Origin of the sequence: Pseudomonas sp. W2Oct36 (assembly GCF_041060465.1) — a bacterium.
Classification (GTDB): Bacteria; Pseudomonadota; Gammaproteobacteria; order Pseudomonadales; family Pseudomonadaceae; genus Aquipseudomonas; species Aquipseudomonas graminis_B.
On record NZ_JAUERW010000004.1, the window covers coordinates 1 to 22,682 of the forward strand.

The 22,682-nt window shown below is 61.0% G+C and carries 18 protein-coding genes; 3 read left to right on the forward strand and 15 right to left on the reverse strand.

The genetic code is table 11. The annotated features are described in order from the left end of the window. Positions 1-338: 338 nt before the first annotated feature. The 8 genes from QWI18_RS07795 to QWI18_RS07830 all read right to left on the reverse strand — a co-directional run bounded on the left by QWI18_RS07795 (position 339) and on the right by QWI18_RS07830 (position 12,526). Positions 339-3,914, reverse strand: a complete 3,576-nt coding sequence (locus QWI18_RS07795; protein ID WP_369318565.1) for a glycosyltransferase — start codon at positions 3,912-3,914, stop codon at positions 339-341. Between the two features lie 120 nt (positions 3,915-4,034). Next, the gene (locus QWI18_RS07800) at positions 4,035-5,624 is read right to left on the reverse strand and encodes a flagellar hook-associated protein 3 (RefSeq protein WP_369318566.1); all 1,590 of its coding nucleotides are present in this window, start codon (positions 5,622-5,624) and stop codon (positions 4,035-4,037) included. Between the two features lie 13 nt (positions 5,625-5,637). After that, positions 5,638-7,680 (reverse strand): flagellar hook-associated protein FlgK, encoded by a 2,043-nt coding sequence (gene flgK / locus QWI18_RS07805; protein ID WP_369318567.1) that lies wholly within the window; start codon positions 7,678-7,680, stop codon positions 5,638-5,640. Between the two features lie 10 nt (positions 7,681-7,690). Next, positions 7,691-9,004, reverse strand: a complete 1,314-nt coding sequence (gene flgJ / locus QWI18_RS07810; protein WP_369318568.1) for a flagellar assembly peptidoglycan hydrolase FlgJ — start codon at positions 9,002-9,004, stop codon at positions 7,691-7,693. Between the two features lie 11 nt (positions 9,005-9,015). Then, positions 9,016-10,125 carry a flagellar basal body P-ring protein FlgI gene (locus QWI18_RS07815; RefSeq protein ID WP_065987268.1) on the reverse strand — a complete coding sequence of 370 codons (1,110 nt, stop codon included), beginning with the start codon at positions 10,123-10,125 and terminating at the stop codon, positions 9,016-9,018. Positions 10,126-10,138: 13 nt separating this feature from the next. Then, positions 10,139-10,852, reverse strand: coding sequence for a flagellar basal body L-ring protein FlgH (gene flgH / locus QWI18_RS07820; RefSeq protein ID WP_065987267.1), 714 nt, complete (start codon positions 10,850-10,852; stop codon positions 10,139-10,141). A 97-nt stretch (positions 10,853-10,949) separates the two neighbouring features. Next, the gene (gene flgG / locus QWI18_RS07825; RefSeq protein ID WP_065987266.1) at positions 10,950-11,738 is read right to left on the reverse strand and encodes a flagellar basal-body rod protein FlgG; all 789 of its coding nucleotides are present in this window, start codon (positions 11,736-11,738) and stop codon (positions 10,950-10,952) included. Between the two features lie 47 nt (positions 11,739-11,785). Then, entirely contained in the window at positions 11,786-12,526 is a 741-nt protein-coding gene (locus QWI18_RS07830; RefSeq protein WP_065987265.1) for a flagellar basal body rod protein FlgF, read from the reverse strand. A 271-nt stretch (positions 12,527-12,797) separates the two neighbouring features. On the opposite strand from QWI18_RS07830, the gene QWI18_RS07835 reads away from it, so the two are divergent. Next, positions 12,798-12,977 (forward strand): hypothetical protein, encoded by a 180-nt coding sequence (locus QWI18_RS07835; protein WP_065987264.1) that lies wholly within the window; start codon positions 12,798-12,800, stop codon positions 12,975-12,977. Positions 12,978-13,349: 372 nt separating this feature from the next. Here QWI18_RS07835 and QWI18_RS07840 read toward each other — a convergent pair whose 3' ends face one another. From QWI18_RS07840 to QWI18_RS07870, 7 genes are all read right to left on the reverse strand, one after another. Continuing rightward, the gene (locus QWI18_RS07840; RefSeq protein WP_369318569.1) at positions 13,350-15,086 is read right to left on the reverse strand and encodes a flagellar hook protein FlgE; all 1,737 of its coding nucleotides are present in this window, start codon (positions 15,084-15,086) and stop codon (positions 13,350-13,352) included. Positions 15,087-15,341: 255 nt separating this feature from the next. Beyond that, a complete protein-coding gene (gene flgE / locus QWI18_RS07845; protein WP_065987262.1) occupies positions 15,342-16,676 on the reverse strand; it encodes a flagellar hook protein FlgE in 1,335 nt (444 codons plus the stop codon). A gap of 28 nt (positions 16,677-16,704) precedes the next feature. Then, the gene (locus tag QWI18_RS07850) at positions 16,705-17,430 is read right to left on the reverse strand and encodes a flagellar hook assembly protein FlgD (RefSeq protein WP_065987261.1); all 726 of its coding nucleotides are present in this window, start codon (positions 17,428-17,430) and stop codon (positions 16,705-16,707) included. 15 nt (positions 17,431-17,445) lie between these two features. Then, positions 17,446-17,889 (reverse strand): flagellar basal body rod protein FlgC, encoded by a 444-nt coding sequence (gene flgC / locus QWI18_RS07855; protein WP_065987260.1) that lies wholly within the window; start codon positions 17,887-17,889, stop codon positions 17,446-17,448. Between the two features lie 3 nt (positions 17,890-17,892). Further along, positions 17,893-18,300: a flagellar basal body rod protein FlgB gene (flgB, locus tag QWI18_RS07860; protein WP_065987259.1), complete on the reverse strand. Its 408-nt coding sequence runs from the start codon at positions 18,298-18,300 to the stop codon at positions 17,893-17,895. 1,220 nt (positions 18,301-19,520) lie between these two features. After that, the gene (gene cheR / locus QWI18_RS07865; RefSeq protein WP_065987257.1) at positions 19,521-20,348 is read right to left on the reverse strand and encodes a protein-glutamate O-methyltransferase CheR; all 828 of its coding nucleotides are present in this window, start codon (positions 20,346-20,348) and stop codon (positions 19,521-19,523) included. Positions 20,349-20,392: 44 nt separating this feature from the next. Beyond that, the gene (locus QWI18_RS07870; protein WP_065987256.1) at positions 20,393-21,325 is read right to left on the reverse strand and encodes a chemotaxis protein CheV; all 933 of its coding nucleotides are present in this window, start codon (positions 21,323-21,325) and stop codon (positions 20,393-20,395) included. Between the two features lie 73 nt (positions 21,326-21,398). Here QWI18_RS07870 and flgA point away from each other — a divergent pair, with 73 nt between their 5' ends. Beyond that, complete coding sequence (gene flgA, locus QWI18_RS07875) at positions 21,399-22,160, forward strand: flagellar basal body P-ring formation chaperone FlgA (protein ID WP_369318570.1); 762 nt, start codon at positions 21,399-21,401, stop codon at positions 22,158-22,160. A 170-nt stretch (positions 22,161-22,330) separates the two neighbouring features. After that, positions 22,331-22,648 (forward strand): flagellar biosynthesis anti-sigma factor FlgM, encoded by a 318-nt coding sequence (gene flgM / locus QWI18_RS07880; RefSeq protein WP_065987255.1) that lies wholly within the window; start codon positions 22,331-22,333, stop codon positions 22,646-22,648. Positions 22,649-22,682 lie beyond the last annotated feature (34 nt).

A 22,682-nucleotide genomic window follows, 5' to 3' on the forward strand; every position in this document is an offset into this window, starting at 1 on the left:
GCCGGGAAGACGTCAGGCGTCACGCCGCAGGATTGAGGGTGCACATGCCGGCCTCTTCCCGGCTGAAGCCGGTCCTACATTCACGCCGCGTCCCGTCAGTGGGATTGGGGTGAACGCGGGTAGGACCGGCTTTAGCCGGGAAGACGTCAGGCGTCACGCCGCAGGATTGAGGGTGCACATGCCGGCCTCTTCCCGGCTGAAGCCGGTCCTACATTCACGCCGCGTATCGTCAGTAGGACCGGCTTTAGCCGGGAAGACGTCATTCGTCACACCGCAGGGTTGAGGGTGCACATGCTCGCCTCTTCCCGGCTGAAGCCGGTCCCACTAAAACAGCGCGGCTAATCCGCCAGCCAGCCGTTGACCCAGTGCTGAAGGTTGTCGCCGCGCAGGACGTAGTCGCGCATGACCACTTCTTTCAGCTCATCGCCCATGCGGTAGCTGGCGTCGGGGTCGGCCAGGTGCATGCGGATCGCTTCGAGCCATTCGGCGGTGCTGTTGGTCATAACACGAGTACATGGCAGGTAGCCGTCGTAGGCCCGGGTGTCGGTGCAGATCACCGGGTAGCCGCAGGCGCCGTATTCCAGCAGGCGCAGGTTGCTTTTGCAGTCGTTGAAAATGTGGTGTTCCAGCGGCGCCAGCGCGAGGTCAAGGTTCAACGCCGCCAGTTTTGCCGGATAGGCCAGCAAGCCCACGGACGGATGGAACTCGTGCACGTACGGGCGCAACGACTCGGGGCACATGCCGAAGAACACCCACTCGACCTGATCGGCGAGCTCGCGCACGACCTCGGCGATGATCTCCAGATCCCCGGCATGGCTGGTCCCGCCGCCCCAACCGACCCGAGGCTTTTTCGAAGTGCGGCGCTGGCTGCGCAGGCCGGTCCAGAGTTGCGACGCCAGCATGTTCGGCACCACGCGGATGTCGTGGTGCATCCCCGACAGTGCATCGGCCAGCGTCACCGTCGAAACCACCACCCGATCACAGAGGCTGGTGCCCAGACGCACCATCGCTTCCATGTTCGATGGCATGCTGCGCAGATGGCCGTTCTTTTTCGGCACGCTGATCACGTAGTCGTCCAGCTCGTAGATGCGCCGGGCGTTGGAGTACGCCTTGAGGCTGGCGACCTGATCGATGGAATTCTGGCTGTAGCGGCACTGAACGATGATCACGTCCGGCGACTGACGCTCCAGCTCGATGATCGACGGCAGGTCGTAGCTCATCCGTCCGCCGATTCGGCCGTCGGCCTCCAGCTCCAGAAACGGCTGGGACACGCGGTAGTGACCCACCGCCGTGCTGTTGACCGGGATCGCCAGCACATTGGGCAAACGTCGCGATGAATAAGGGTTCCAGCCTTTTTTAAGGCCGGGTTCCAGGCTGTAGAACGAACCGGTCAGGCGCAGGTTGGGGTTGTAGGCCGGGTCACGGGCGAGGATCGGCAGCCAGCGTTTGTAGAAGGCGTGTTGATCGTCGACCTGGGATTGTTTATCGCGGACCTGTTCCGCCGGTGTCGAGGCGCCGATCGCCAACACCGCACGGGGTGCCCAGACCACCAGATGACCGGACTCCCGCACGCGCAGGCAGAAATCCACTTCGCTCAGGCTGCCGCTGAACTCATCGCCGTTCAGGCCGCCGAGCTGCTCGAACAACGCGCGCCGCACCAGCAGACAGTGCCCGCCCACCGCACTCAGGTCCTGGGCCGCCTGCAACCGCAGCAGATGACCGGGCGCGTGCAGTGGCTCGCCAAAAAACGCAGGGCCGGCCGGGCCGTGGTAACCCAGAATCAGCCCGGCCTGGAGAATGTAGCCTTCGGGGGTGAACAGCTTGGCGCCGACCACGCCCACTTCTTCGCGCCGCCCGTGATTGACCAGTTCGCCCAGCCACGCGGAGTCGGCGACCACCGCATACACACTGAGCATCAGCAAGTGCTCGCCCCGGGCATGGCCAGCGGCGAAGTTGCGCACATCGGCGCCATTGCCCTGCCCTTCGTAATGCAGGACGCGCAGGGTGTCGCCACCGATCTGCTGCATGTCCGCCAGCCAGGACCGAGCCTCCGGCTGTTGACTGGCGCAGTCGACGATCAGCACTTCGAAATGATCGTAAGGGGTCTTCGACAGCAGCGACTCGACGCAGCGCTGCAACGCCGCCAACTGGTCCTGATGGACGATGATGATCGAGACGAGCGGACGCGCGTCACTCAGGTATTCCACGTGATTGAGCCACTGCCCTTCCACCTCGTGCAGCTGATGAGCAATGCCCATGCGCTGCAGATGTGCGCGGAGCACCGGGGCGTTTTGCGCCATGACCTCATCCAGCGCCAGCCACGCCTGAAACGGGAACTGCGACTCGACGAGGATTTCCGAAACGTGCTGAACCACCACGCCGTGGGCTTCAGTCAGGCGCCAAATGGCGTCATGGGGCGCGAGTTCGCCGTAGGCCGAATCGAAACCGCCGAGCCTGACCAGCGCATCGATCTGAAACGCCAGAACGCGACCGACGTAGGGATAACTGCGCAGCAGGTCGAGGTTGAAGTCAGGCCGGAACACCGGCTCGGCCGATTCGCCTTCATGCAACGCGCCTTCGTCGCCGTACAGGCACAGCACGTCAGGCGAGTGGGCCGCGCGTTCGGCAAGGATCAGCAACGCACAATCGGTCAGCCGATCCCCCGCCCGCAGCAAGTAACACCAGTCGCCCCGCTCAAGCTGGGGCAACGGGTCATTGAGTTGCGCCAGCCAGTCGGGCTGCAGCGGCAAGGTGAACACGCGGCCGTCGAGCACGGGCGTCTCGCAGGCGCTGGACAGCACCAGGGTCAGTTCGGCGGCATACAACTGTGCGTCGAGACTGCCAAGGGTCATGGCGACTCCGGCGGCACTGGCATGCTCGTCGAGCACCACCGCCACCATCTTCGGCTGCGACGGCCAGGTGGCGACGTTATCCGCCACGCGCAGCCGATCGGCGCCAAACAGGGTTCGGAAGCTCAGCCACTGCTGGTACAGCTCGGCAAAACTTTCGCTGTCGGTGCCGACTCGCCACGGCAAGGAGGCCTGTCGGTCACCGAGCATGCGGCTGAGGGGCAGCTCTTGCCAGACGCGAGGCTGCACCAGCGCCTCGGTCAGCGGCACAAAGCGCACCCAGCCATATTCGGGGGCGTCTTCGCCGGTCCGCGCCTTGAGCATCTTGCCCAGCCATTGCCGCTCGTCGCTGATCAGGTCCCTGACCCACTGCTGGCGGCTCAAACGGTCCGGGTGCAAACGTTCGGCGCTGAGAACATCGTTGAGCATGACCATGTTGCCGCGCTTGAGCAGGCACACGTAGAGCACGAAATCCACCAGCGCGGTGAAGCCCTCGCCGACTTCCCTGAGCGCCGGCAGAATCACCTGCACGTCGCTGCGGCGCATCAGTGAGCTGCTGAATCCGCCGAGAAAGTTGGTGGGCGAGATATCGAACACCGAGAGCAGGTCGGCGCCGTAGAACACCGAACTGGACTCGGCGAGCGGCGCGTTCTCGATGCGCACCGGCAACTGAACGTCCTGGGGGTCGCAGAAATAACGCTGGGCCAGCACCAGGCTGACGTCGTCATGTTCCACCAGAATGCTCGCCTGACGCGCGACGGCCGCCGGAAACAGCCGATCGTCGTCGCAGAAAAATTTGATGAACTCACCCTGCGCTTCCTGCAGGCACATCAGCAAATTGCCGACGAAGCCCTGACGCTTGGGGTTGCGCACATAACGCAGCGTGACCGCGCTTGAGTCGAGGTATTTTTCGACCGTGCGCTGGATCTCGTCGGTCGCGCTGTCGTCGCAGACCACCACTTCAAGGGGCCGATAGGTCTGGGCCAGGGCGTCCAGCAGGGCTCGCTGGAAAAAGCGCGGGTTGTAGGCGGGAATGACGAGGCTGACGAGGGGAGCTGAATTCACGGGCGGGACTCACGAGCGGCGCCGCACCCCGGGGAGAGGATCGGCATAACCGCTGACAATACGGTTGACGCTCAACGGTGGCGACACCTGTTGGTCAGGTGTCGCGCGCCGCTGGGCCGATTACAGCTTGCTGAACAGGTTCAGCGCGGACAGTTGGGTGAACACCAGCTGCGAGGCTTGCAGCATGGTTTTCTGCAGGGTCAGACGGGCGATGGCATCGACCGGGTCGGACGCGGTGATCGTGCCCGATTCGGTGGTGCCGTTGTCGATCATGGTCTGGTTGGTCACGCTCTGATCGGTCGCGGTCTTGGCCCGGGCACCGCCTTCGCTGGTGGCATTGATGATCTGCTCGGCCGCACTTTTCAGGTTACCGATGGTGGAGGTCATCGTGGCCTGCAGTTTCTGCTGGGCAATCGGGTCGCCATCGACCTTGCCGTTGAGCGCCGTGATGACCTTGGACAAGGTGTTCAGCACGTTCTGGCTTTGCTGGGTCGAAGACTGCGCGGTGAACTGGTCACCTGCCGCCATCGCCGGCGGCGTGCCGCTGAAGGTGAAGGTCACGCCGGAGGCCGTCGCCGTGTTACCGCTCAGCGTGCCGGTGGACACCGCTTTGCTGGTCGCCGGGTCATAGGGCGCTGCGTACAGATTGAAGTTGGTGGCATCCGTGAAGCGCACGACAGCGCCGCCCGACGGGAAGGTTTTGTCGAACGCGGCCTGATCGGTCACCAACGAGCTGGTGATCACATCGGTCGAGGTGTTCGCCGGCAGACGCGAAGTGCTCACGGTGCTGGGGGAAACACCCAGCTGGAAGGTGTGATCCTTGACGGCCGCGTCGGCGGCGCTGGTGCTTGCGTACTGATCTTTGGTCAGGTTGATGTTCAGGTTCAGTTCCAGGCCCCGGAAGGTGATGGCCTGGTTCGCCGAATTGGTGGACGCAAACTTGCCGGCAGCCGACGCCTCACCTGTCACATCCTGGTTGTTCTTGTCCAGTATGGTATAGGCCGTGCTGCTGGTGAAGGAGATCTTGTAGGGCTGGCCGGCGGTGAAACTGGTGTCGTAGGTGGCGGCATTGCTGACGCTGCCGCCGGACAACGAGATCACGCCGTCATCCGCGCCAGCGACCAGGGTCGTTGAGGTGCGCGTGGTGTTGGTCGCTTGTTCGAATGCATCCCAGCCGGTGGTGTTGCTGGCCATGGAGATGCCGGTGCCAACGGCCAGCAGGTTGCGCGTCTGGTCGCCCTGATAGCTGTAGGTGCCGTCGGAGCTGACGGCGTATGGCGCGGTGGTGCCCTTGGACCCGGAGAACAGGTAGGTACCGTCGGCGTCCTGGCTGTTCATCAGGCCGAGAATTTGCCCCTGCAACTCCTTGAGCTCGGAGGCGTTGGCCTGGCGGTCCTTGTCGGTGAACGAGGTGTTCGCCGCCCCCAGTACCAGCTCTTGCGCGCGCTGAATCGCCGAGGTGATCGACGTCAACGCCGTCTCGGTCTGCACGACGGTGGTATTGATCGTGTCGATGTTGGATTTGTACTGATTGAGCATCGTGCCCTGCTGCTGCAACTGCAGCACACGGCCCGCGCCGACCGGATCATCGCCGGCCGTGTTGAGCTTGACCTGGCTGGCCACTTCGTCACCGGTTTTGGTGACGTTGGCGTAACTGCGCGAGTAGTTCGTGGCGCTGGTTTCGTAAAACTGGGTCGTTGAGATACGCATGGATTACGATTCCTTAAAGACTGTTGATCAGCGTGCTGAAAATGGCTTGAGCAGCTTTGATGATCTGCGACGAAGCGGTGTAGTACTGCTGATACTTGACCAGGTTGGCGGCTTCTTCATCCAGCGAAACACCGGAAACGCTGTCGCGCGCACTCTTGGCCTGGGTAAGGACGGCGGTGGTGGCCGTCGAATCATTCTTGCCCTGCGCCGCCTTGCTGCCGACGGTGGTAATCATGTTGGCGTTGGCGCCGCTCAGGCTCATGCCCGTGCCATTGCCGGCTGCGCTGTCGAGGGTCTGTTTGGTCTGCAGGGTACCGACCGAGGTCGCGTTGCGGTTGTCCAGAGACCCGGCGCCGGTCATGGCGATGCTGTAGGTGTCGCCACTGTTGGCCGAGCCGGCGAGGGTCATGCCGAACTTGAACGACTGCGCAGCGCCCGACGAGTCGGTGTAACCCACTTCCAGACTGATGTCGTTGGACTGGCCTGGAACAATTGAACCCTTGATCGCATTACCGGATTTGTCTTTGACCTCCGCGCCCTGTGCATCGACCAGCGAATAGCTCTGAGCACCATTGGTGACATCGCCCATGAGCAAACGCATCGGCGTCGAGGCCGTCAGCGCGTTACGCAGATCGGCCGTCGCGGTCGGGTTGTAGATGTCGGCCTGGGTCGACAAGACAGGCTGGGTGAGCGTGCCCGAGCCTTTGCTCACAATGGAGCTGCCGGTCAGCGGACTGGCCGAGGCGATGGCTTTCGGGTCGGTCATCACCACCTTGATACCGTCGGCACCGGTCTTGGTCGGGCTGATCTTGAAGCTGTCACCCTCGGTGGAGGTGCCATTGAATTTCAGCGAGAAGCCGTCGATGACCGGCGCAGTGGTGGCGCTGGTGTTGTACGAACCCATGTCCCTGCCGTCCGGCAGACGCTTGACGCTGTACTGGCCGCTGGCATCGGTGAAGGTCACCTGGTAATCATTGGTCTGCAGCGCGGCGCTGTTGGCAATGGACACCGCGAAGTTGCCCGAAGACTGATCGTTGGTGGTGTTGGCAAGGCTGCGCTGGCTGGTCAGGCTCGGGTCATTGACGCTGATAAACAGGTTGCTGCCGAAGTTGCCGTTGGCGTCCACACCCTGGTTGAGCTGGCTGTTGATCTGGTCGGAAGCGACCACCGCCAGACGGCCCAGCTCGCTGGCGGCCGGCTGCAGCACGTCGCTGCGATAACGCAGCAACCCGCCAAGCGAGCCACCGGTTACCACGCTGGAGACATCAACTTCGTTGTTCTGATATTTCAGTTTCAGCGCATACACGCTGGGGTCGCTGTCACTGGGCGCGGCGCTCAGGGTATTGGCGGTGGTGCCGGTGACCAGCGGCTGGCCGGTGCCGATGTACACGTCATAGCTGCCGTTGTTTTCAACGACCTTGGCGCCGACCAGTTCATTGAGCTGACGTACCGCCTCGGTCCGCGAATCGAGCAGCGTGTTGGGCTGACCGCCGGAAGCCTGGGTCTCGGTGATCTGCTTGTTGAGGACGGCAATGGACGACGCCAGTGCATTCACCTGCCCTGTTGCCGTGGTCAGCTGGGTATTGATGCTGGCGTTCTGGTCCTTCATCTGCGCCGAGATGGTGTTGAACTGACCGGCCAACGCCGATGCACTGGTCAGAAATGTCGTGCGCGCAGCCGTGTCAGTCGGCCCGGACGCCAGAGCGCTCAGGTCAGTGAAGAACTTCGCCAGCACGGTGCTCACGCCGGTCGAGCTGTCCGACAGCATCGAGTCGAGCTTGCTGGCCTGGCTCAGGTACGCGGTGGCGTCGGCGTTGAGCGATGTGCTGGTCTGCAATTGGTTATCGAGGTAGCCGTTGTAGATGCGGCGCACGTCGGACAACGTCGTACCGGTGCCGATGAAACCGACGCCGATGTTCTGCTGAGCCCCGGCGGCGGTCATCACTTGCTGACGCGAGTAGCCCTGCGTGTCGACGTTGGCAGTGTTGTTGCCGATCGTCGTCAATGCTGCGCTGCTGGCGGTGAGTCCCGAAAGCCCGATTGAGATCAGTGACATGGTTCAAACCTTATAAAGTCGTGGAAGAGCCCGAGGCGGATGCGTAGGTCTGGTAACTCTTCATCTGTTTCGCTATCTGAGAAATCTTGCTGGCATAAGACGGGTCGGTTGCGTAGCCGGCCTTCTGCAGCTCTTTCACAAACTGTTCCGGGTTATCGGCGGATTTCAGGGTTTCTTGATAGCGATTGTTGTTCTGCAGGAAGCTCACCAGGTCGTGGAAGCTGCTGGCGTACGAGTCGTAGGCGCGGAAGTCCGCGGTTTCCTTGACCATCTGGCCGTCGCGGAACTCGCTGGTGATCGCACGGGCTTCCGGCCCTTTCCAGCCGCCCTGTGCCTTGATGCCGAACAGGTTGTGGCTGCTGCCGCCATCGGACTGACGCATGATCGATTTGCCCCAGCCGGTTTCCAGCGCCGCCTGGGCCACCAGCACGCTCGGATCGACACCGATGCGCGCAGCGGCGTCCTTGGCCAGCGGCATCATCGTGGCGACGAAGTCATCACGGTTGGCGAATGCACTCTTGCCCGGCGCGAGCGGCGTCTGCACGCGGCTGCGCACATAAGCGTCGGCGTCGGCGGCGTACTGCGGCCCGACCGTCCAGTCGCCATTTTCCTTGGAACCTGCGCTTTTCGCGGCGGCCACGGCATTGGAGACGGCAATGCGGTTCTTCAGTGTGGTAGCGCTGGTGCTCGCGTCCTGGCCGGCGGCGGTGGCGGTGGCGGTGTTCGGGACGATGCCGGCCATGATGCGGTCGCTGAGTTTGCTCGGCAGCGACAGGCGACGGGAATTGAGCGCCGCCACGTCGCTATGCACGGTACCGTCGCCGGCCTCCGGCGCGGTCACCGAACGGGTGGCCCACAGCGGACGCTGGGCAATGCGCGTGGCCAGGCCGGCCTGTGCAGGCGCGTCGGCTTTGCCGTCGGCCTTCGCCTCCGTTTTGCCGCCGGCGACAAGCCCGGTGCTGGCCGGCGCAATTTCGGCGCCTTTGTTTTTCGACAGCTGACGCATGAGCACGTCCTGCAGACCAATACCGCCACCCTCGCGTGACATGCTCACCGACAGTTGCTGGTCGTACATGTCCTGATACTGCCGCGTCGCCGCGGTGTTCATCGGGTTGTCCTTGGCCAGCACTTCGTTGGCCGAACGCATGGCCTTGAGCATCTGGCTGACGAACAGCGACTCGAATTCCTGCGCGACTTTCTTGAGGTTGCCCTCGCTGTCGCGATCACCGGTTTTCATGGCAGTCAGACGGTTGAGGTCGGTATACGCCCCTGAATCACCTGAACCTGCCTTTGAGACAGTCGTGCCGCCGCTTGGAATGCTCATGAGTCTGCCTCTTAAATCACGATCAGGTCGGCTTGCAACGCGCCAGCCTGTTTCAGTGCTTCGAGAATCGCCATCAAGTCGCCTGGCGCTGCGCCCACCTGGTTAACCGCGCGGACAATTTCATCCAGCGTGGTGCCCGGACCGAACTTGAACATCGGGTGCATTTCCTGCTGGGCGTTGATCTTCGAGCGCGGGACCACAGCGGTCTGGCCGTTGGAGAACGCGCCCGGCTGGCTGACCACCGGATCTTCAGTGATGGTCACGGTCAGGCTGCCGTGGGTGACGGCTGCCGGCGAGACCTTGACGTTCTGGCCGATAACGATGGTGCCGGTCCGCGAGTTGATGATGACTTTGGCGGAGGTCTGGCCCGGATCGATTTCCAGGTTTTCCAGCACCGACAGGTAATCAACACGCTGGTTGGGGTCCAGCGGCGCGGTCACCCGCACAGAGCCGCCGTCCAGCGCTTGAGCGACGCCAGGGCCGAGCATGTCGTTGATCTTGTCGACGATGCGCTTGGCGGTGGTGAAGTCGTTGCGATTGAGGTTCAGGGTCAGCGAGTTGCCCTGGTTGAAGCCACTCGGCACGGCACGTTCAACCGATGCGCCGCCCGGGATACGGCCGGAAGACGGAACGTTGACGGTGATCTTCGAACCGTCGCGGCCTTCGGCATCAAAGCCGCCGACCACCAGGTTGCCCTGGGCCACGGCATAGACGTTGCCGTCGATACCCTTCATCGGGGTCATCAACAGGGCACCGCCGCGCAGGCTTTTCGAGTTACCGATGGACGACACGGTGATGTCGATCTGCTGGCCCGGCTTGGCGAACGGCGGCAGGTCGGCGTACACGGCCACGGCCGCGACGTTTTTCAGCTGCACGGTGCCAGAACCTGACGGCACCTTGATGCCGAACTGCGAGAGCATGTTGTTGAAGGTCTGCAGGGTGAACGGCGTCTGGGTGGTCTGGTCACCCGTGCCGTTGAGCCCCACCACCAGACCGTAACCGATCAACTGGTTGGTCCGTACGCCGGAAATGCTGGCGATGTCCTTCAGGCGCTCGGCGTGGGCGCCCAGTGCGGTGGTGAACAGCAGCGCTGCCGCTATCAGTTGCTTGAACGTGATCATGGCTATCCCGCTATCAGAAAGGGAACAACGGGCTGAGGAAGAATCGGTCGAACCAGCCTGGCTGACTGGAATCGGCAAACGCGCCTGTACCGGAATAAGTGATGCGTGCATCGGCGATACGGGTCGACGACACGGTGTTGTCGGTGGCGATGTCGTCGGCGCGAATCAGGCCGGCGATGCGCACCAGTTCGTCACCGGTGTTCAGGGTCATCCACTTCTCGCCGCGCACCAGCAAAATGCCGTTAGGCATGACGTCAGCGACTGTCACGGTGATCGAGCCGGTCAGGCTGTTGCTCTGCGCGGCCTTGCCGTCGCCCTTGGTGGCGCGGTCGCCGGTGTAGCCGGCGTCCAGGCTGAGATTGCCGCCACCGACCGGGTTGTTGGTGCTGACGCCAGCGCCAAACAGCGAGGTCAGACCAAGGCTGGTTTTACTGGTCTTGCTGATCCCGGAGCTGGCGGCTTTGCTGGCGGCCATCTTCTCGGAGAGCGTGATGGTGATGATGTCGCCGACCCGATAAGCCTTGCGATCGCCATACAGGTTTTGCTCGAAACCGGCCTGATAAATCGATCCGTTGCTGGCCGCTGAAGGCAGCGGCGTGCGCGGCAACACCGGCGCGTAATAAGGGTCATTGGGTTTGGCCGCAGGCGCAACGCAGCCGGTCAGCAGCGCGATACCGCACACAGGAGCTGCCAACAGGGAAAGCCGCAATACAGAGAGCCGTTTCATGACACTTAAAACCTCGCGGTGTAGCAGGCGTTTTTCAGGCGCCCCTCGTAATTGATCAGGTGTTTCACAGCAGGACATCAGGCGTTTCAAGAGCGGCTTACAGGTTCTGGGTCACGTACTGGAGCATCGAGTCAGCGGTCGAGATCACTTTGGAGTTCATCTCGTAGGCACGCTGGGTGGTGATCATGTTCACCAGCTCTTCAACGGTGCTGACGTTGGAGTTTTCCAGGGTGTTCTGCTTGACCACGCCCAGACCGTTGAGGCCCGGAGTACCGACCTGCGGAGCGCCGCTGGAAGCGGTTTCCAGATACAGGTTGCCGCCCTGGGATTGCAGGCCGGCCGGGTTGATGAAGTCGGCGGTCTGCACGTTGCCGATGATCTGTGGGGTCGCGGTGTTGGCCGAGGTGGTGATCGACACGGTACCGTCTTCACCAACGGTGAAGGTCTGCGAGTCTTGCGGCACGACGATCGCCGGCTCCAGCGCGTAGCCGTTGGCGGTCACGATCTGGCCGTTGCTGTCCAAGTGAAACGTACCGTCGCGGGTGTACGCCAAGGTGCCGTCAGGCTGACGGATCTGGAAGAAACCGCGGCCGTTGACCGCCATGTCCAGCGGCTGGTTGGTGGTCTGGAGGCTGCCGGCGGTGAAGTTTTTCTGGGTGCCGACGATGCGCACACCGGTACCCAGTTGCAGGCCCGATGGCAGCTCGCTGTCCTGAGTGGACTGGGCGCCTGGCTGACGCTTGATCTGGTAGAGCAAGTCCTGGAATTCCGCGCGGTCGCTTTTGAAACCGGTGGTCGAAACGTTGGCCAGGTTGTTGGAAATGGTCGTCAGGTTGGTGTCCTGGGCGGCCAGACCGGTTTTAGCAACATAGAGTGCCGGAAGCATGTTTGAATCTCCTCGAGCGCCTGTTTATCGGCGCAAGCTGTCAGTCATTAGCCCATTTGCAAGACGCGAGCCATCGACTCGTCATCCTGCTCGGCGGTCTTCATCATCTTGATGTGCAGTTCGAATTGGCGGGACAGCGCCAGCACCGAGGTCATCTCGTCAACGGCGTTTACGTTGCTGGCCTGCAGAAACCCGGACTCGACCTGGACGTCTGCATCGGCCTGGGCCGGCCTGCCGCTCTTGGTGTGCATGAGACCGTCAGGGCCTTTTTCCATGGTGGTCTGGTCGCCCTTGACCAGCTTGATGCGGTCAATCTGGGCCATGACCTGCGGGCTCTCACCCAGCGAACGAACGCTGATGGTGCCGTCGGCGCCGATCTCGATCTGCTGCTGCGGAGGCACGGCAATCGGCCCGCTGTTGCCCATGACCGGCAAACCATTGCCATCACGCAACACGCCGAGGGCGTCGATGTTCATGCTGGAGGTGCGGGTGTAGGCTTCACCGCCGTCGGCTGTCTGCACCGCCATCCAGCCATTGCCTTTGACGGCGACGTCCAGATCACGACCGGTGTCGACCATCGCGCCCTGGCTGAAGTCGGTCCCGGGACGTTCGCTCATGGCGTACGCCCGGGACGGGTTGACCTCGCCGAACACGGGCATTGAGCGCGCCTGCTCGAGGTCGCGCTGAAACCCGTTGGTCGAAACGTTCGCCAGGTTGTTGGCATGGGCCTTTTGGGCGATGGCGTTTTCCGACGCTCCGCTCATGGCCACGTATAGCAACTTGTCCACAGTCTTCCTCCTCCGACAGACGCTTGCCGCCTGTAGCTGTACTGAACAGGTCATAGCAATAATCGAACCAGTTTTTCAGCGGTGATACAAAGCGTTGATTCTTCAATGATTCCGGCCGGATTTGTCGGACTGGGATCCGGTTTGAGCCGCTGCGCGACAGCGGACCGCCGGTTTCCTGCAAATCGACGGCAGCGAGCGCCAGAAAACTCTCCATGGGGTGCGAAACTTGCAGCGTTTTGTGAATTCGCTTCAGTCACTACGGAAAACCGTCATGGGTCTGCGCACCGCCCTGCTCCTTACATTGATTGCCTGCTCGTTTGCCGCCTGGGCGGCGCCGGCACCTTATTTCCTCTGGCAAGGCGCCCACCGCACGGTCTGCGCCCAGACCAGTCCCGGCGAAGGCTGGACGCGGATCAGCGCCGCGTATGTGAAGTCGGATTGCTCGATTTGAGTTGTTTCGTTTGGACCGTGACGGACTGATCGTCTGACACGCCGCCTTCCCGGCTAAAGCCGGTCCTACGTTCGCGTTCACACGCAATCTCACAGACTGCGCACAGCTTTTGTAGGACCGGCTTCAGCCGGGAAGAGGCCGGCTGGGCTGCCGGGATTGATTGTGGGAGTGAGCTTGCTCGCGAAGGCGGTTTGTCTGTGATGAATCAACCGCCCGACACGCCGCCTTCCCGGCTAAAGCCGGTCCTACGTTAGCGTTCACACCCAATCTCACTGATTGCGCACAGCTTTTGTAGGACCGGCTTCAGCCGGGAAGAGGCCGGTGAGGCTGCCGAGGTTCATTCCAACATCGTGATTTTCGGCGGGCGCGCAATCAGGTCGCGCGTATCAACGTCTGCATCAGTTCCGCCTCCGTCGACAGGGTTTTCGAGTTCGCCTGATAAGCCGTCTGCGCCTGGATCAGCTCGACCAGCTCATTGGTCAACGTGACATTGGAGCCTTCCAGCGAGTGCCCGATGACACTGCCCAAGGTGCCGACACCCGGCATGTCGTAATTGGCCACGCCAGAGGCCAGGGTTTCGACCCAGCGCGTGTCGCTCACCGGCTGCAGCCCCTGGTTGTTGGCGAAGCTGGCGAGCATGACCTGACCGACATTGCGGTGCAGGCCATTGCTGAAGCCGATCATCAGCATGCCGCTCTTGTCGATCGTCAGCTGGTTCGCCTGCCCTGCCGTGTGGCCATCGATCACGATGTTGCTGCTGCCGGTGGCGGCGTTGTGCTGACTGAGCTTGTTGAAGTCCATGACAATGCCGTCGGCATTTCCCACGGCGCCATTCGCGCCCCAACGCCCGCCCGGCTTGTTGCCGTCCAGCGGTTTGGCCGGCACCCAGCCTTCGAGGGTCAGGGTGTTGTTGGCGGCGGTCAGCCATTGACTGCCGATCAGCGATTGCAGCGAGCCGCCGGAGTCGAACAGCATGCTCGCCGTCGAGAGCGCTGTGCTGGTCGGGTCCTGCGGGTTGCGCCCGTCAATCAGCGTATGCATCTTCCAGCTGTTGCTGCCGTCTTTGACAAAATACTGGGTCATTTCGTGGCGCATGCCGAGGCTGTCGAACACGCCATAGGTGGACGCCTTGGTGTAGGTGGTGATGTCCGCAGGATTGAAGGTCGGCACGGGCCGCGGCATGAGCGGATCGGCCGGGTCGAGCACGGGCAGGCCGCCGTCCAGCAACGGCAGTGAGATCGGTCCTGGAGACGGCGCGGGGCTTGCGGTCCAGGTGCCGTTGACGTTCACCGCCGGGCGCCATGTCTGCAGGGACAACTCGGTGTCGGAAATCATCTTCACCGCCGCCGTCGGGCCGGTGAGCGAAAGCCTCCCCGCCGCAGACACCTGCAAACCGATCTCCAGCGGCGCGGTGCTGGTCGGGTCCAGCGGATTGACGCCGTCAACGAGAATGTACGACGTCCAGTTGTCGTCTTCAGTCTTGACGAAGTACTGCTTGAGCTCGTGATCCGTTGGCGGAACACCGGCGTCCTGAATCAGCCGCCCGGTAACCCGCGTGTAGGTAGTCGGGTCGCCAGGGTCGAAGCGCGGAATGGCGCCAAGTGACGCCGACGCCGCGTTCAGGTTGAGGGTCTGCTCCATCTTGCCCGTGGCCTTGGGCGACATGTCGGCCGCGTCGATCTTCAGATCCGTACGAACGCCGCTGATCACCTCCCCGGCGTCTGTCACCCCGTAGCCTTGCAAGCGGCTGCCGTGGGCGTCGACGACAAAATTCTGCGCATCCTTGATGAACGCCCCGGACCGGCCGTAACTGATGGAACCGGCGTCACTCATGACAAAAAAACCGCTGCCCTGAATGCGCATGTCGAGCGCCCTGCCCTCGCTGGTGATGACCCCGCCGGGCGCAAAATTCTGCGAAACGTTGGCCACTTGCACCCCATCCCCCGAGGCCGTGCGGCTGCCGCCGAGCATAGAGGAGGAATAGACCGCCGAGAACTCGGCGCGAGAGGATTTAAAACCGGAGGTGTGGACGTTGGCGATGTTGTTGCCGGCCACTTCCATGCGCTTGTGCGCTGCGTGCAAACCTGAAACCGCTGTGTTGAATGACATGAACACTCCCTGAGTCGTTGTTCAACGACACGCTCGTCGATGCATCGAGATCGCGGGCAAAGGAATGCAATCGAACGGGCCGCATAAACGGCGCCGCTCAATGGCATTTATTTGTCAGCGAACTTGATTCTCGCAAAGACGACAGTAGGAAGTTTCCAGTTGTAGAGTGGGATGGCTCTCGATATTTGCGTCAAACAAAACCATAAAAAAAGCCCCTCAGAGAGGGGCTTCGTTGACCGTGTCCAGCGACCGTTATCAGGTCATCTGAATGATGGTCTGCATGATGGTGCTCTGGGTCGAAATGGTCTTGGCGTTTGCCTGGTAGTTGCTTTGCGCCTTGATCAGGTTGACCAGCTCACCGGTCAGGTCGACGTTGGATTCTTCCAGCGCCTGCCCGGTCAAGTAACCCAGCGTACCCGACTGTGGAGCGCCCGTGACCGGGATGCCCGACGAAGCCGATTCGCGCCAGTTGGTGCCGCCCGCCGGGGACAGGCCCTGAACGTTGGCGAAGTTGGTCAGCGACACCTGACCGATCACCTTGGACTGACCGTTGGTGTAGGTCGCGAACATGTTGCCGGTGGCGTCGATGTTCATGGCCGTGATCTGGCCGGTGGCGTAACCGTCCTGGGTCTTGCTGATCGCACCCGACACGGCGTTGGTCTGGGTGGTCGCCAGCATGTTGAGCTTGATCCCGCCCGCGTTCGCGGCCGCACCATTGCTCGCCCAGGTGGTGGTGCTGCCAACCGTTGTCTTGGCGGCCGGCACCCAGTTGTTGATGGAGAAAACACCGTCCGTACCAATGCTCACGTTGGGCGAGTTGGTGGTGTCCGGGCTGCCGGTACCGCTGGTGATCAAGCCACCCGACGAATCGAAGGTCACTGCGGTCGCGTCAGCGGTAGTGGACGTTGGATCGTTGATGCTGCGGCCATCGACCAAGCTGTACATGGTCCAGGTATTGGTGCCCGTCTTCGCGAAATACTGGTCGAGGGTGTGCTGGTTACCCTGACTGTCGTACATCGGCGTGCTGTAGGTCGTGGTGTAGCTGCTGGTGTCCGACGGCGAAAATGTCGACACCGTCGGCACGGTCGACGAGGAGTTCAGGTTGGAGGCGACGGTGATCAAACTGGTGCTTTTCGGCGCAAGGTTCGACGAATCGACGCGCAGGTTGCTCAGCACGCCCGTGGCGACATTGCCCTGACCGTCAACGCTGTAGCCCTGCAGATTGTTGCCCGATTCGTTGACGATGTAGCCATCGGAATCGGTGTGAAATGCACCGGCGCGGGTGTAGAGCTTCTCGCCGTTGTTGCTCATCATGAAGAAGCCGTTGCCGTTGATCGCCAGGTCCAGGCTGCGACCGGTCCCGGTGTTCAGCGTGCCCTGGGTGAACTGCTGAGAAACGGCGGCGGTGGTGACGCCACTGCCGGTGTTGGTGCTACCGGAGGTGCCGCGAATCGATTGGGCGTACTGGTCAGCAAACTCCGCACGGGAAGATTTGAAACCGGTGGTCGCGACGTTCGCAATGTTGTTGCCGGTGACGTCCAGACTTTTGTTTGCGGCGTAGAGCCCACTAAGACCAACATTGAAAGACATGATTAACTCCTGCGCCGTCTAGTCGGCTCTAAATTCCGATTTGCTTGATTTTTGCCAGTGCCACCTGGGTGCCGCCGGCGAGGTTCAACGTCATGTCAGAGCCCGTTGTGCCCATGGTCACGCTGTTCACTGTCGCCGGCAGATAGGTGCTCAGCTGAGTGGCGGTGCCGTTGAGGCTGCCGTTGGCGACGAAACTGTAATTGCCCGCTGCCACCGCTGCGCCGCTGTCATCCGTGCCATCCCAGCTAAAGGAGGTGGTACCGGACGCTTGAGTGCCCAAGTCGATGGTGCGCACGACGTTGGTACCGGTGCTGTCGTAGACCTTCACCGTGGTGTCGGTGCTGGACGATGGCAGCACCACCGAACCTGTCATCGCCTTGCTGGTGTCGACGTAGGTCGAACCGGCGTCCACGGTCACCGAGCGGCCAACCAGCGACGAGGCCTGCAACGCCTGGGACGACTGATACATGGTGCTGATCGAGTCGACCGAGGTGCTCAGGTTCTGCATGGTTTCCAGGCTGCTGAACTGAGCCAGCTGGGCCACGAACTCGCTGTTGTCCTGAGGATCGAGCGGGTTCTGGTTCTGCATTTGCGTCACGAGCAATTGCAGGAATGAATCCTTACCCAGGGAACTTGAGCCGGTGAGGCTGCTGGTGTCGGTGCTGGATTTGGTGCTAGTGCCTGTGGTCCCGGGGGTCGTGCTTTGCAGCCCTTTGAGGAACGTCGAGGTAGCGTCTGTGCTTGAGACCGTCATGGATTTCGCCCTTTATCACTGACCCAGGGTCAGGACCTTCTGCATCATTGTTTTCGCGGTATTCATGATTTCCGCGTTGGTCTGGAACGAACGGCTGGCCGAGATCATGTCGGCCATCTCGTTGACGACGTTGACGTTCGGGTAATAGACGTAGCCGTTTTTGTCAGCCGAGGGGTGGTTTGGCTCGTAACGTGCTTCGAGGTTTGAGGCGTCTTCGATGATGCCGGAAACCTGTACGCCGGTGCCGGCCTGGCCCTGGTCTTCGAACAGCGAGGCGCTGCCGCCGGATTCCTGACCCTGGAAGACTGTGGCGAACACCGGATGGCGGGCGCGGTAGGTCTTGTCCATGCTGGAGGATACGGTTTCGGCGTTGGCGATGTTGCTGGCCACGGTGTTGAGACGGGTGTTCTGGGCACTCATGCCGCTACCGGCAATATTGAAAACACTGGACAGGGACATGGATTACTCTCCGCGCAGGGCTGCAACGAGCCCTTTGAATTTGCTGTTGAGCAAGGTGAAGCTGGCCTGAAAACCGATGGCGTTTTCGGCGTAGTTGGCATTTTCGACCTGGGAGTCGACGGTGTTCTGGTCCAGCGACGGCTGCGACGGGGTGCGGTAGAGCAGGCTGGCTTCGCCATCGCTCATGCCTTCGGCTTCGATGTGACGGCTGTTGGTCATGTCGAGGGCGAAGTGGCCGTTTTTGCTTTTGTCGCTTTCGGCGGCCAGGACTTTGGAGAAGTCAAGGTCACGGGCCTTGTAGTTGGGGGTGTCGGCGTTGGTGATGTTGTTGGCCAGCACTTCAGCACGCTGGGCGCGGAAGTTGAGCGCTTTTTCGTGGATGCCGAGGGCGTTTTCAAAACTGATGCTCATGTCGGGACCTTTGAGGGCTGACCAGATGTACGTGCAGGAGTTATAGCAAGGTGCGTGCCACTTGCTGAAAGTGCCGTTTTTAGCGGGCCGCAGGGGTCTTGGTGATGGGGGATGACAGAAAAGCGGCAAGGGATTTCCGCTCGATGGGAGAAAAGCGGCAAGGGCGGTGCCGTTTTTTTGCCGTTACATGGGTCCGTGCTCGGCCCTGCTGACCGGTTAACAGCATCTGCCTAACGGCAGATATTTCGCCTTCGGCGAGTTACTTGGAAAAGCACCCCAAGTAACCAAGGGTGCCTGCTCCTGGTTAGGCCCCTCGTACCTCGGGGTTCCCTCACTCCGACGACGCTCCGTGGGCCCGCGCCGAACGGACATCCATGTCCTGACGGCGCTCTCGCGGCATCCATGCCGCTCGGCCCACTGCGCGTCGTCTGCGTTCGGCCTGCACCCAAGTCGCGATTGTCGTCGTCTGGGCTGGCTGTGCACGAAGATCAAGAGCAGATCAAAGGCTTCCCGGCTGAAGCCGGTCCTACTAATACACCGCGTGCAGTCAGTGATGATCGTTCCCTCGCTCCGCGTGGGAATGCCGCTCCGGACGCTCCGCGTCCCGCAGACGACGCACATTCAGGCCGTGGAAGTGACGCAGAGCGTCACGGGATGCATACCCACGCAGAGCGTGGGAACGATCAGATATTTCTGACACGGCGCGCACGTCGTAGGACCGGCTTTAGCCGGGAAGCCTTTGATCTGCTTCTGATCTGCTTCTGATCTGCTTTTGATCTTGATCTTCATACGCAAAAGGCTCAAACACCGCAAAACGCGACTTGGGTGCAGGCTGAACGCAGGTCTCGCGCAGTGGGCCGAGCCGCAGGGATGCGGCGAGAGCGCCGTCAGGACATGGATGTCCGTTCGGCGCGGGCCCACGGAGCGAGACCGGAGTGAGGGTATTCCGACGGAGGAGGAACCCAACCAGGAGCAAGCACCCTTGGTTACTTGGGGTGCTTTTCCAAGTAACTCGCCGAAGGCGAAATATCTGCCGTGAGGCAGATGCTCTTGACCTTGACGTAATAAGCCGCACCGCGCTCTCGGGGACAGATTGATTTACGGTGAAGCGCTGTAAATAAATCAGTCCCCTTAAAAATGCTAGTCCCCTTAAAAATGCTTAAAAATGAACATAAAAAAACCCGCCTAAGCGGGTTCTAATAAAGCGAAAGCGCAGCCAATCACTTGGCCTGATAAATAATCCCGGGACTGCACTGCACCATCTGATAGTGATCCGGCAAGCCGTTCAACGCCTCAGACGCCCCAAGGAACAAATACCCCCCCGGCTTCAAAGTCGAATGAATGCGCAACAGAATGTCCTTCTTCACATCCGCCGAAAAATAAATGAGCACGTTCCGACAGAACACGATATCGAACTTGCCCAACGCCGCATAACTGTCCAACAAATTGAACGAACGGAACTCCACACGGCTCTTGATCGGCGCCTTCACCGTCCAGCGCCCTGGCGTCTTCTGATCGAAGAAACGCTGCAGACGGTCCGGCGACAAACCCCGGCCGATGGCCAGACTGTCGTACTCACCTGTCTTGCAATTGTTCAACATCAAACCCGACAAATCCGTCGCCACAATCTGCACACCCGACTTCAACTGCCCCGGGTTACTGCGCTCGAACTCATCGATAGACATCGACAGCGAATACGGTTCCTGCCCCGAAGAACAGGCCGCCGACCAGATGCGCAAACGCTGGTTGGGGCTGGCCTTCATCGCCTCAGGCAAGACCTTGTTCTTCAGCACCTCGAAGGGGTACGTATCGCGAAACCACAACGTCTCGTTGGTCGTCATCGCATCGACCACCTGCTCGCGCAAGCCACTGCGCGGCTGGGTCTGGATACGCTGGATCAGCTCGCCCAACGACTTGATGGACTGCTGCTCCATCAACTTGTTGAGGCGGCTGGAGACCAGATACTGTTTATTTTCACCCAGCAAAATGCCACAGGCTTTTTCCAGGAATACCCGGAACTGATCAAAATCCAAATTACCTGTAGACATGCCGCCCCTCAAATCATGTGAACAGCAAGGAGGAAAATCCCTCCTCAGCTGATATCCGCCGCCTTGATACGATCCACTACCCTCGCCGCCAGATCATCCGGCCGGAACTTGGCCAGGAAATCATCAGCGCCGACCTTCTTGACCATCGCCTGGTTGAACACGCCCGACAGCGAGGTGTGCAACACGATATGCAGCTTCTGCATGCGCGGGTCGCTGCGAATCTCCGCAGTGAGGGTATAGCCATCCATCTCCGGCATTTCAATGTCGGAAATCATCATCAGGAATTCTTCTTCAGGCTTCTTGCCCTCTTCCACCAGTTTGCGCAGGTAATCGAGTGCCTGACGACCGTCATTCAATGCCGTGACTTCCACGCCGACGGTTTGCAGGCAACGCGTCACCTGTTTGCGCGCCACCGAGGAATCATCGACCGTCAACACGCGCAAGGACAACGCCTTGTGCTGCACCTCCGCCGTGACCACGCCGACCGAGATGTTCTCGGAGACCGGCGCCACTTCGGCGAGGATCTTCTCGACGTCGATGATCTCCACCAACTGATTGTCGAGACGCGTCACCGCCGTGAGGTAGTGATCGCGGCCCGTGCCCTTGGGTGGCGGATGAATGTCTTCCCAGTTCATGTTGACGATGCGTTCCACCGCATGCACCAGGAAGCCCTGAATCTTGGTGTTGTACTCCGTGATGATCACGAATGAATTGGCAATGTCAGACAGCGGCTTGCCGCCGGTCGCCAATGCCAGATCGAGGATCGGGATGGTCCCGCCACGAATGTTTGCCACTCCGCGCACAATCGGACTGGATTTGGGCATGTGGGTAAGTTTCGGGCACTGAAGCACCTCTTTTACCTTGAACACGTTGATCCCATACAACTGCTTGCCGTCCAACCGGAACAGCAACAGTTCAAGGCGGTTCTGCCCTACCAGTTGAGTGCGCTGGTTTACTGAATCCATCACACCAGCCATGCACCACTCCTCCCAAAACGACCAATTGCGCTACCGGATCGGTAAGCGGCACGGGCCTTGCTATTTACTCATCATGAACACACAAACGACAGTATCCCGACGCCCGGCACCCGCAACCCGCAGCTTTCTCTGCGTGCTGGTCGCGCTGTGTCTGTTGTTTGCTGCCAGCCTGAGCCGCGCAGACAACATGACCCTGCCTGAAACACTTATCGGCGTGACCCAGGGCTTTCTTGAATTCACAGTTGAAGACTACATGTCGACCAACCAAACCGCCGGCCGCTACGAGATCGAAGTCAAGCAGCTGGATCCGCGTCTGCGTATGCCGCTGTGTGACAAGGATTTGACAGCATCACTGGAAAGCCCGGCCCAGCCCATCGGCCGCGTCACCGTTAAGATACGCTGCGAAGGCACCTCGCCGTGGACGGTGTTCGTGCCGGCCCAGGTCCATCTTTACCGCAATGTGGTCACGGCCGTGCGGCCAATGAAGCGCGACGCGATCGTGACTGAAAACGATGTGGCGCTGCGCGAACGTGACGTGAGCCTGTTGGGGCAAGGCTTCCTGGATTCAGTCGATCAGGCAGTCGGGCAGAAAGTTGTCCGACCAACGGTCATCGACCAGATCCTGACGCCCGTCCATCTCGACCAACCGCAAATGGTCCACAAGGGCGATCAGGTCGTCATCAGCGCGCGCAGCGGTTCAATGAGCGTGCGCATGCCGGGCGAGGCGTTGTCCGACGGCGGTTTCAACGAGCAAATACGGGTGAAGAACCTCAATTCGCAACGGGTGATCAAGGCCAACATCGTTGCGCCCGGGCAAGTTGAGGTTGCTATGTAACTCACATGTGAAGGTAAGACCTCTGGCGCTGCGCTTGCGCTTTTCCTACACTCGGAACCCCAGTGCTCCGCGCGACGTCCATTCGAGACTGTTTTCGCGCGAGCCCTAAAGTTATTCCGGGTATGGCCGAAACCAAGGCAAGCGTCCTAGAACCCAGAGGTTTTTCAATCATGGTCATCGACTTCAATCGTTTGAATAGCTCCACTCCCGTTGGCGGTACAACACGTACGGCCAGCACGAAGGAAGCCAGCAAAACCGAAGCTACGGCAGCGGTCAGCGGCACCTCGAGCGTGCCCGGCAGTGGTGAGGCAGTACATTTGAGCAGCGAAGCTCAACAGTTGCAGAAGATCAGTGATTCGTTGCGTGATCAGCCTGTCGTCAACAGCGCCCGTGTGGCTGAGTTGAAGCAGGCGGTCGCCGACGGCAGCTATAAGGTCGACAGCAATCGTGTTGCTAGCAAACTGCTTAACTTCGAAGCCCAGCGCTAGCCCCAGGTCTGCGCAAGGGGCTTCTGGACGCTTA

Excerpts from the sequence above, each read along its gene's own strand:
- QWI18_RS07800 (WP_369318566.1), bottom strand. The coding sequence starts at position 5,624 with ATGCGTATCTCAACGACCCAGTTTTACGAAACCAGCGCCACGAACTAC.
- flgK (WP_369318567.1), bottom strand. The coding sequence starts at position 7,680 with ATGTCACTGATCTCAATCGGGCTTTCGGGACTCACCGCCAGCAGCGCA.
- flgJ (WP_369318568.1), bottom strand. The coding sequence starts at position 9,004 with ATGAGCATTCCAAGCGGCGGCACGACTGTCTCAAAGGCAGGTTCAGGT.
- QWI18_RS07815 (WP_065987268.1), bottom strand. The coding sequence starts at position 10,125 with ATGATCACGTTCAAGCAACTGATAGCGGCAGCGCTGCTGTTCACCACC.
- flgH (WP_065987267.1), bottom strand. The coding sequence starts at position 10,852 with ATGAAACGGCTCTCTGTATTGCGGCTTTCCCTGTTGGCAGCTCCTGTG.
- flgG (WP_065987266.1), bottom strand. The coding sequence starts at position 11,738 with ATGCTTCCGGCACTCTATGTTGCTAAAACCGGTCTGGCCGCCCAGGAC.
- QWI18_RS07835 (WP_065987264.1), top strand. The coding sequence starts at position 12,798 with ATGGGTCTGCGCACCGCCCTGCTCCTTACATTGATTGCCTGCTCGTTT.
- QWI18_RS07840 (WP_369318569.1), bottom strand. The coding sequence starts at position 15,086 with ATGTCATTCAACACAGCGGTTTCAGGTTTGCACGCAGCGCACAAGCGC.
- flgE (WP_065987262.1), bottom strand. The coding sequence starts at position 16,676 with ATGTCTTTCAATGTTGGTCTTAGTGGGCTCTACGCCGCAAACAAAAGT.
- QWI18_RS07850 (WP_065987261.1), bottom strand. The coding sequence starts at position 17,430 with ATGACGGTCTCAAGCACAGACGCTACCTCGACGTTCCTCAAAGGGCTG.
- flgC (WP_065987260.1), bottom strand. The coding sequence starts at position 17,889 with ATGTCCCTGTCCAGTGTTTTCAATATTGCCGGTAGCGGCATGAGTGCC.
- flgB (WP_065987259.1), bottom strand. The coding sequence starts at position 18,300 with ATGAGCATCAGTTTTGAAAACGCCCTCGGCATCCACGAAAAAGCGCTC.
- cheR (WP_065987257.1), bottom strand. The coding sequence starts at position 20,348 with ATGTCTACAGGTAATTTGGATTTTGATCAGTTCCGGGTATTCCTGGAA.
- QWI18_RS07870 (WP_065987256.1), bottom strand. The coding sequence starts at position 21,325 with ATGGCTGGTGTGATGGATTCAGTAAACCAGCGCACTCAACTGGTAGGG.
- flgA (WP_369318570.1), top strand. The coding sequence starts at position 21,399 with ATGAACACACAAACGACAGTATCCCGACGCCCGGCACCCGCAACCCGC.
- flgM (WP_065987255.1), top strand. The coding sequence starts at position 22,331 with ATGGTCATCGACTTCAATCGTTTGAATAGCTCCACTCCCGTTGGCGGT.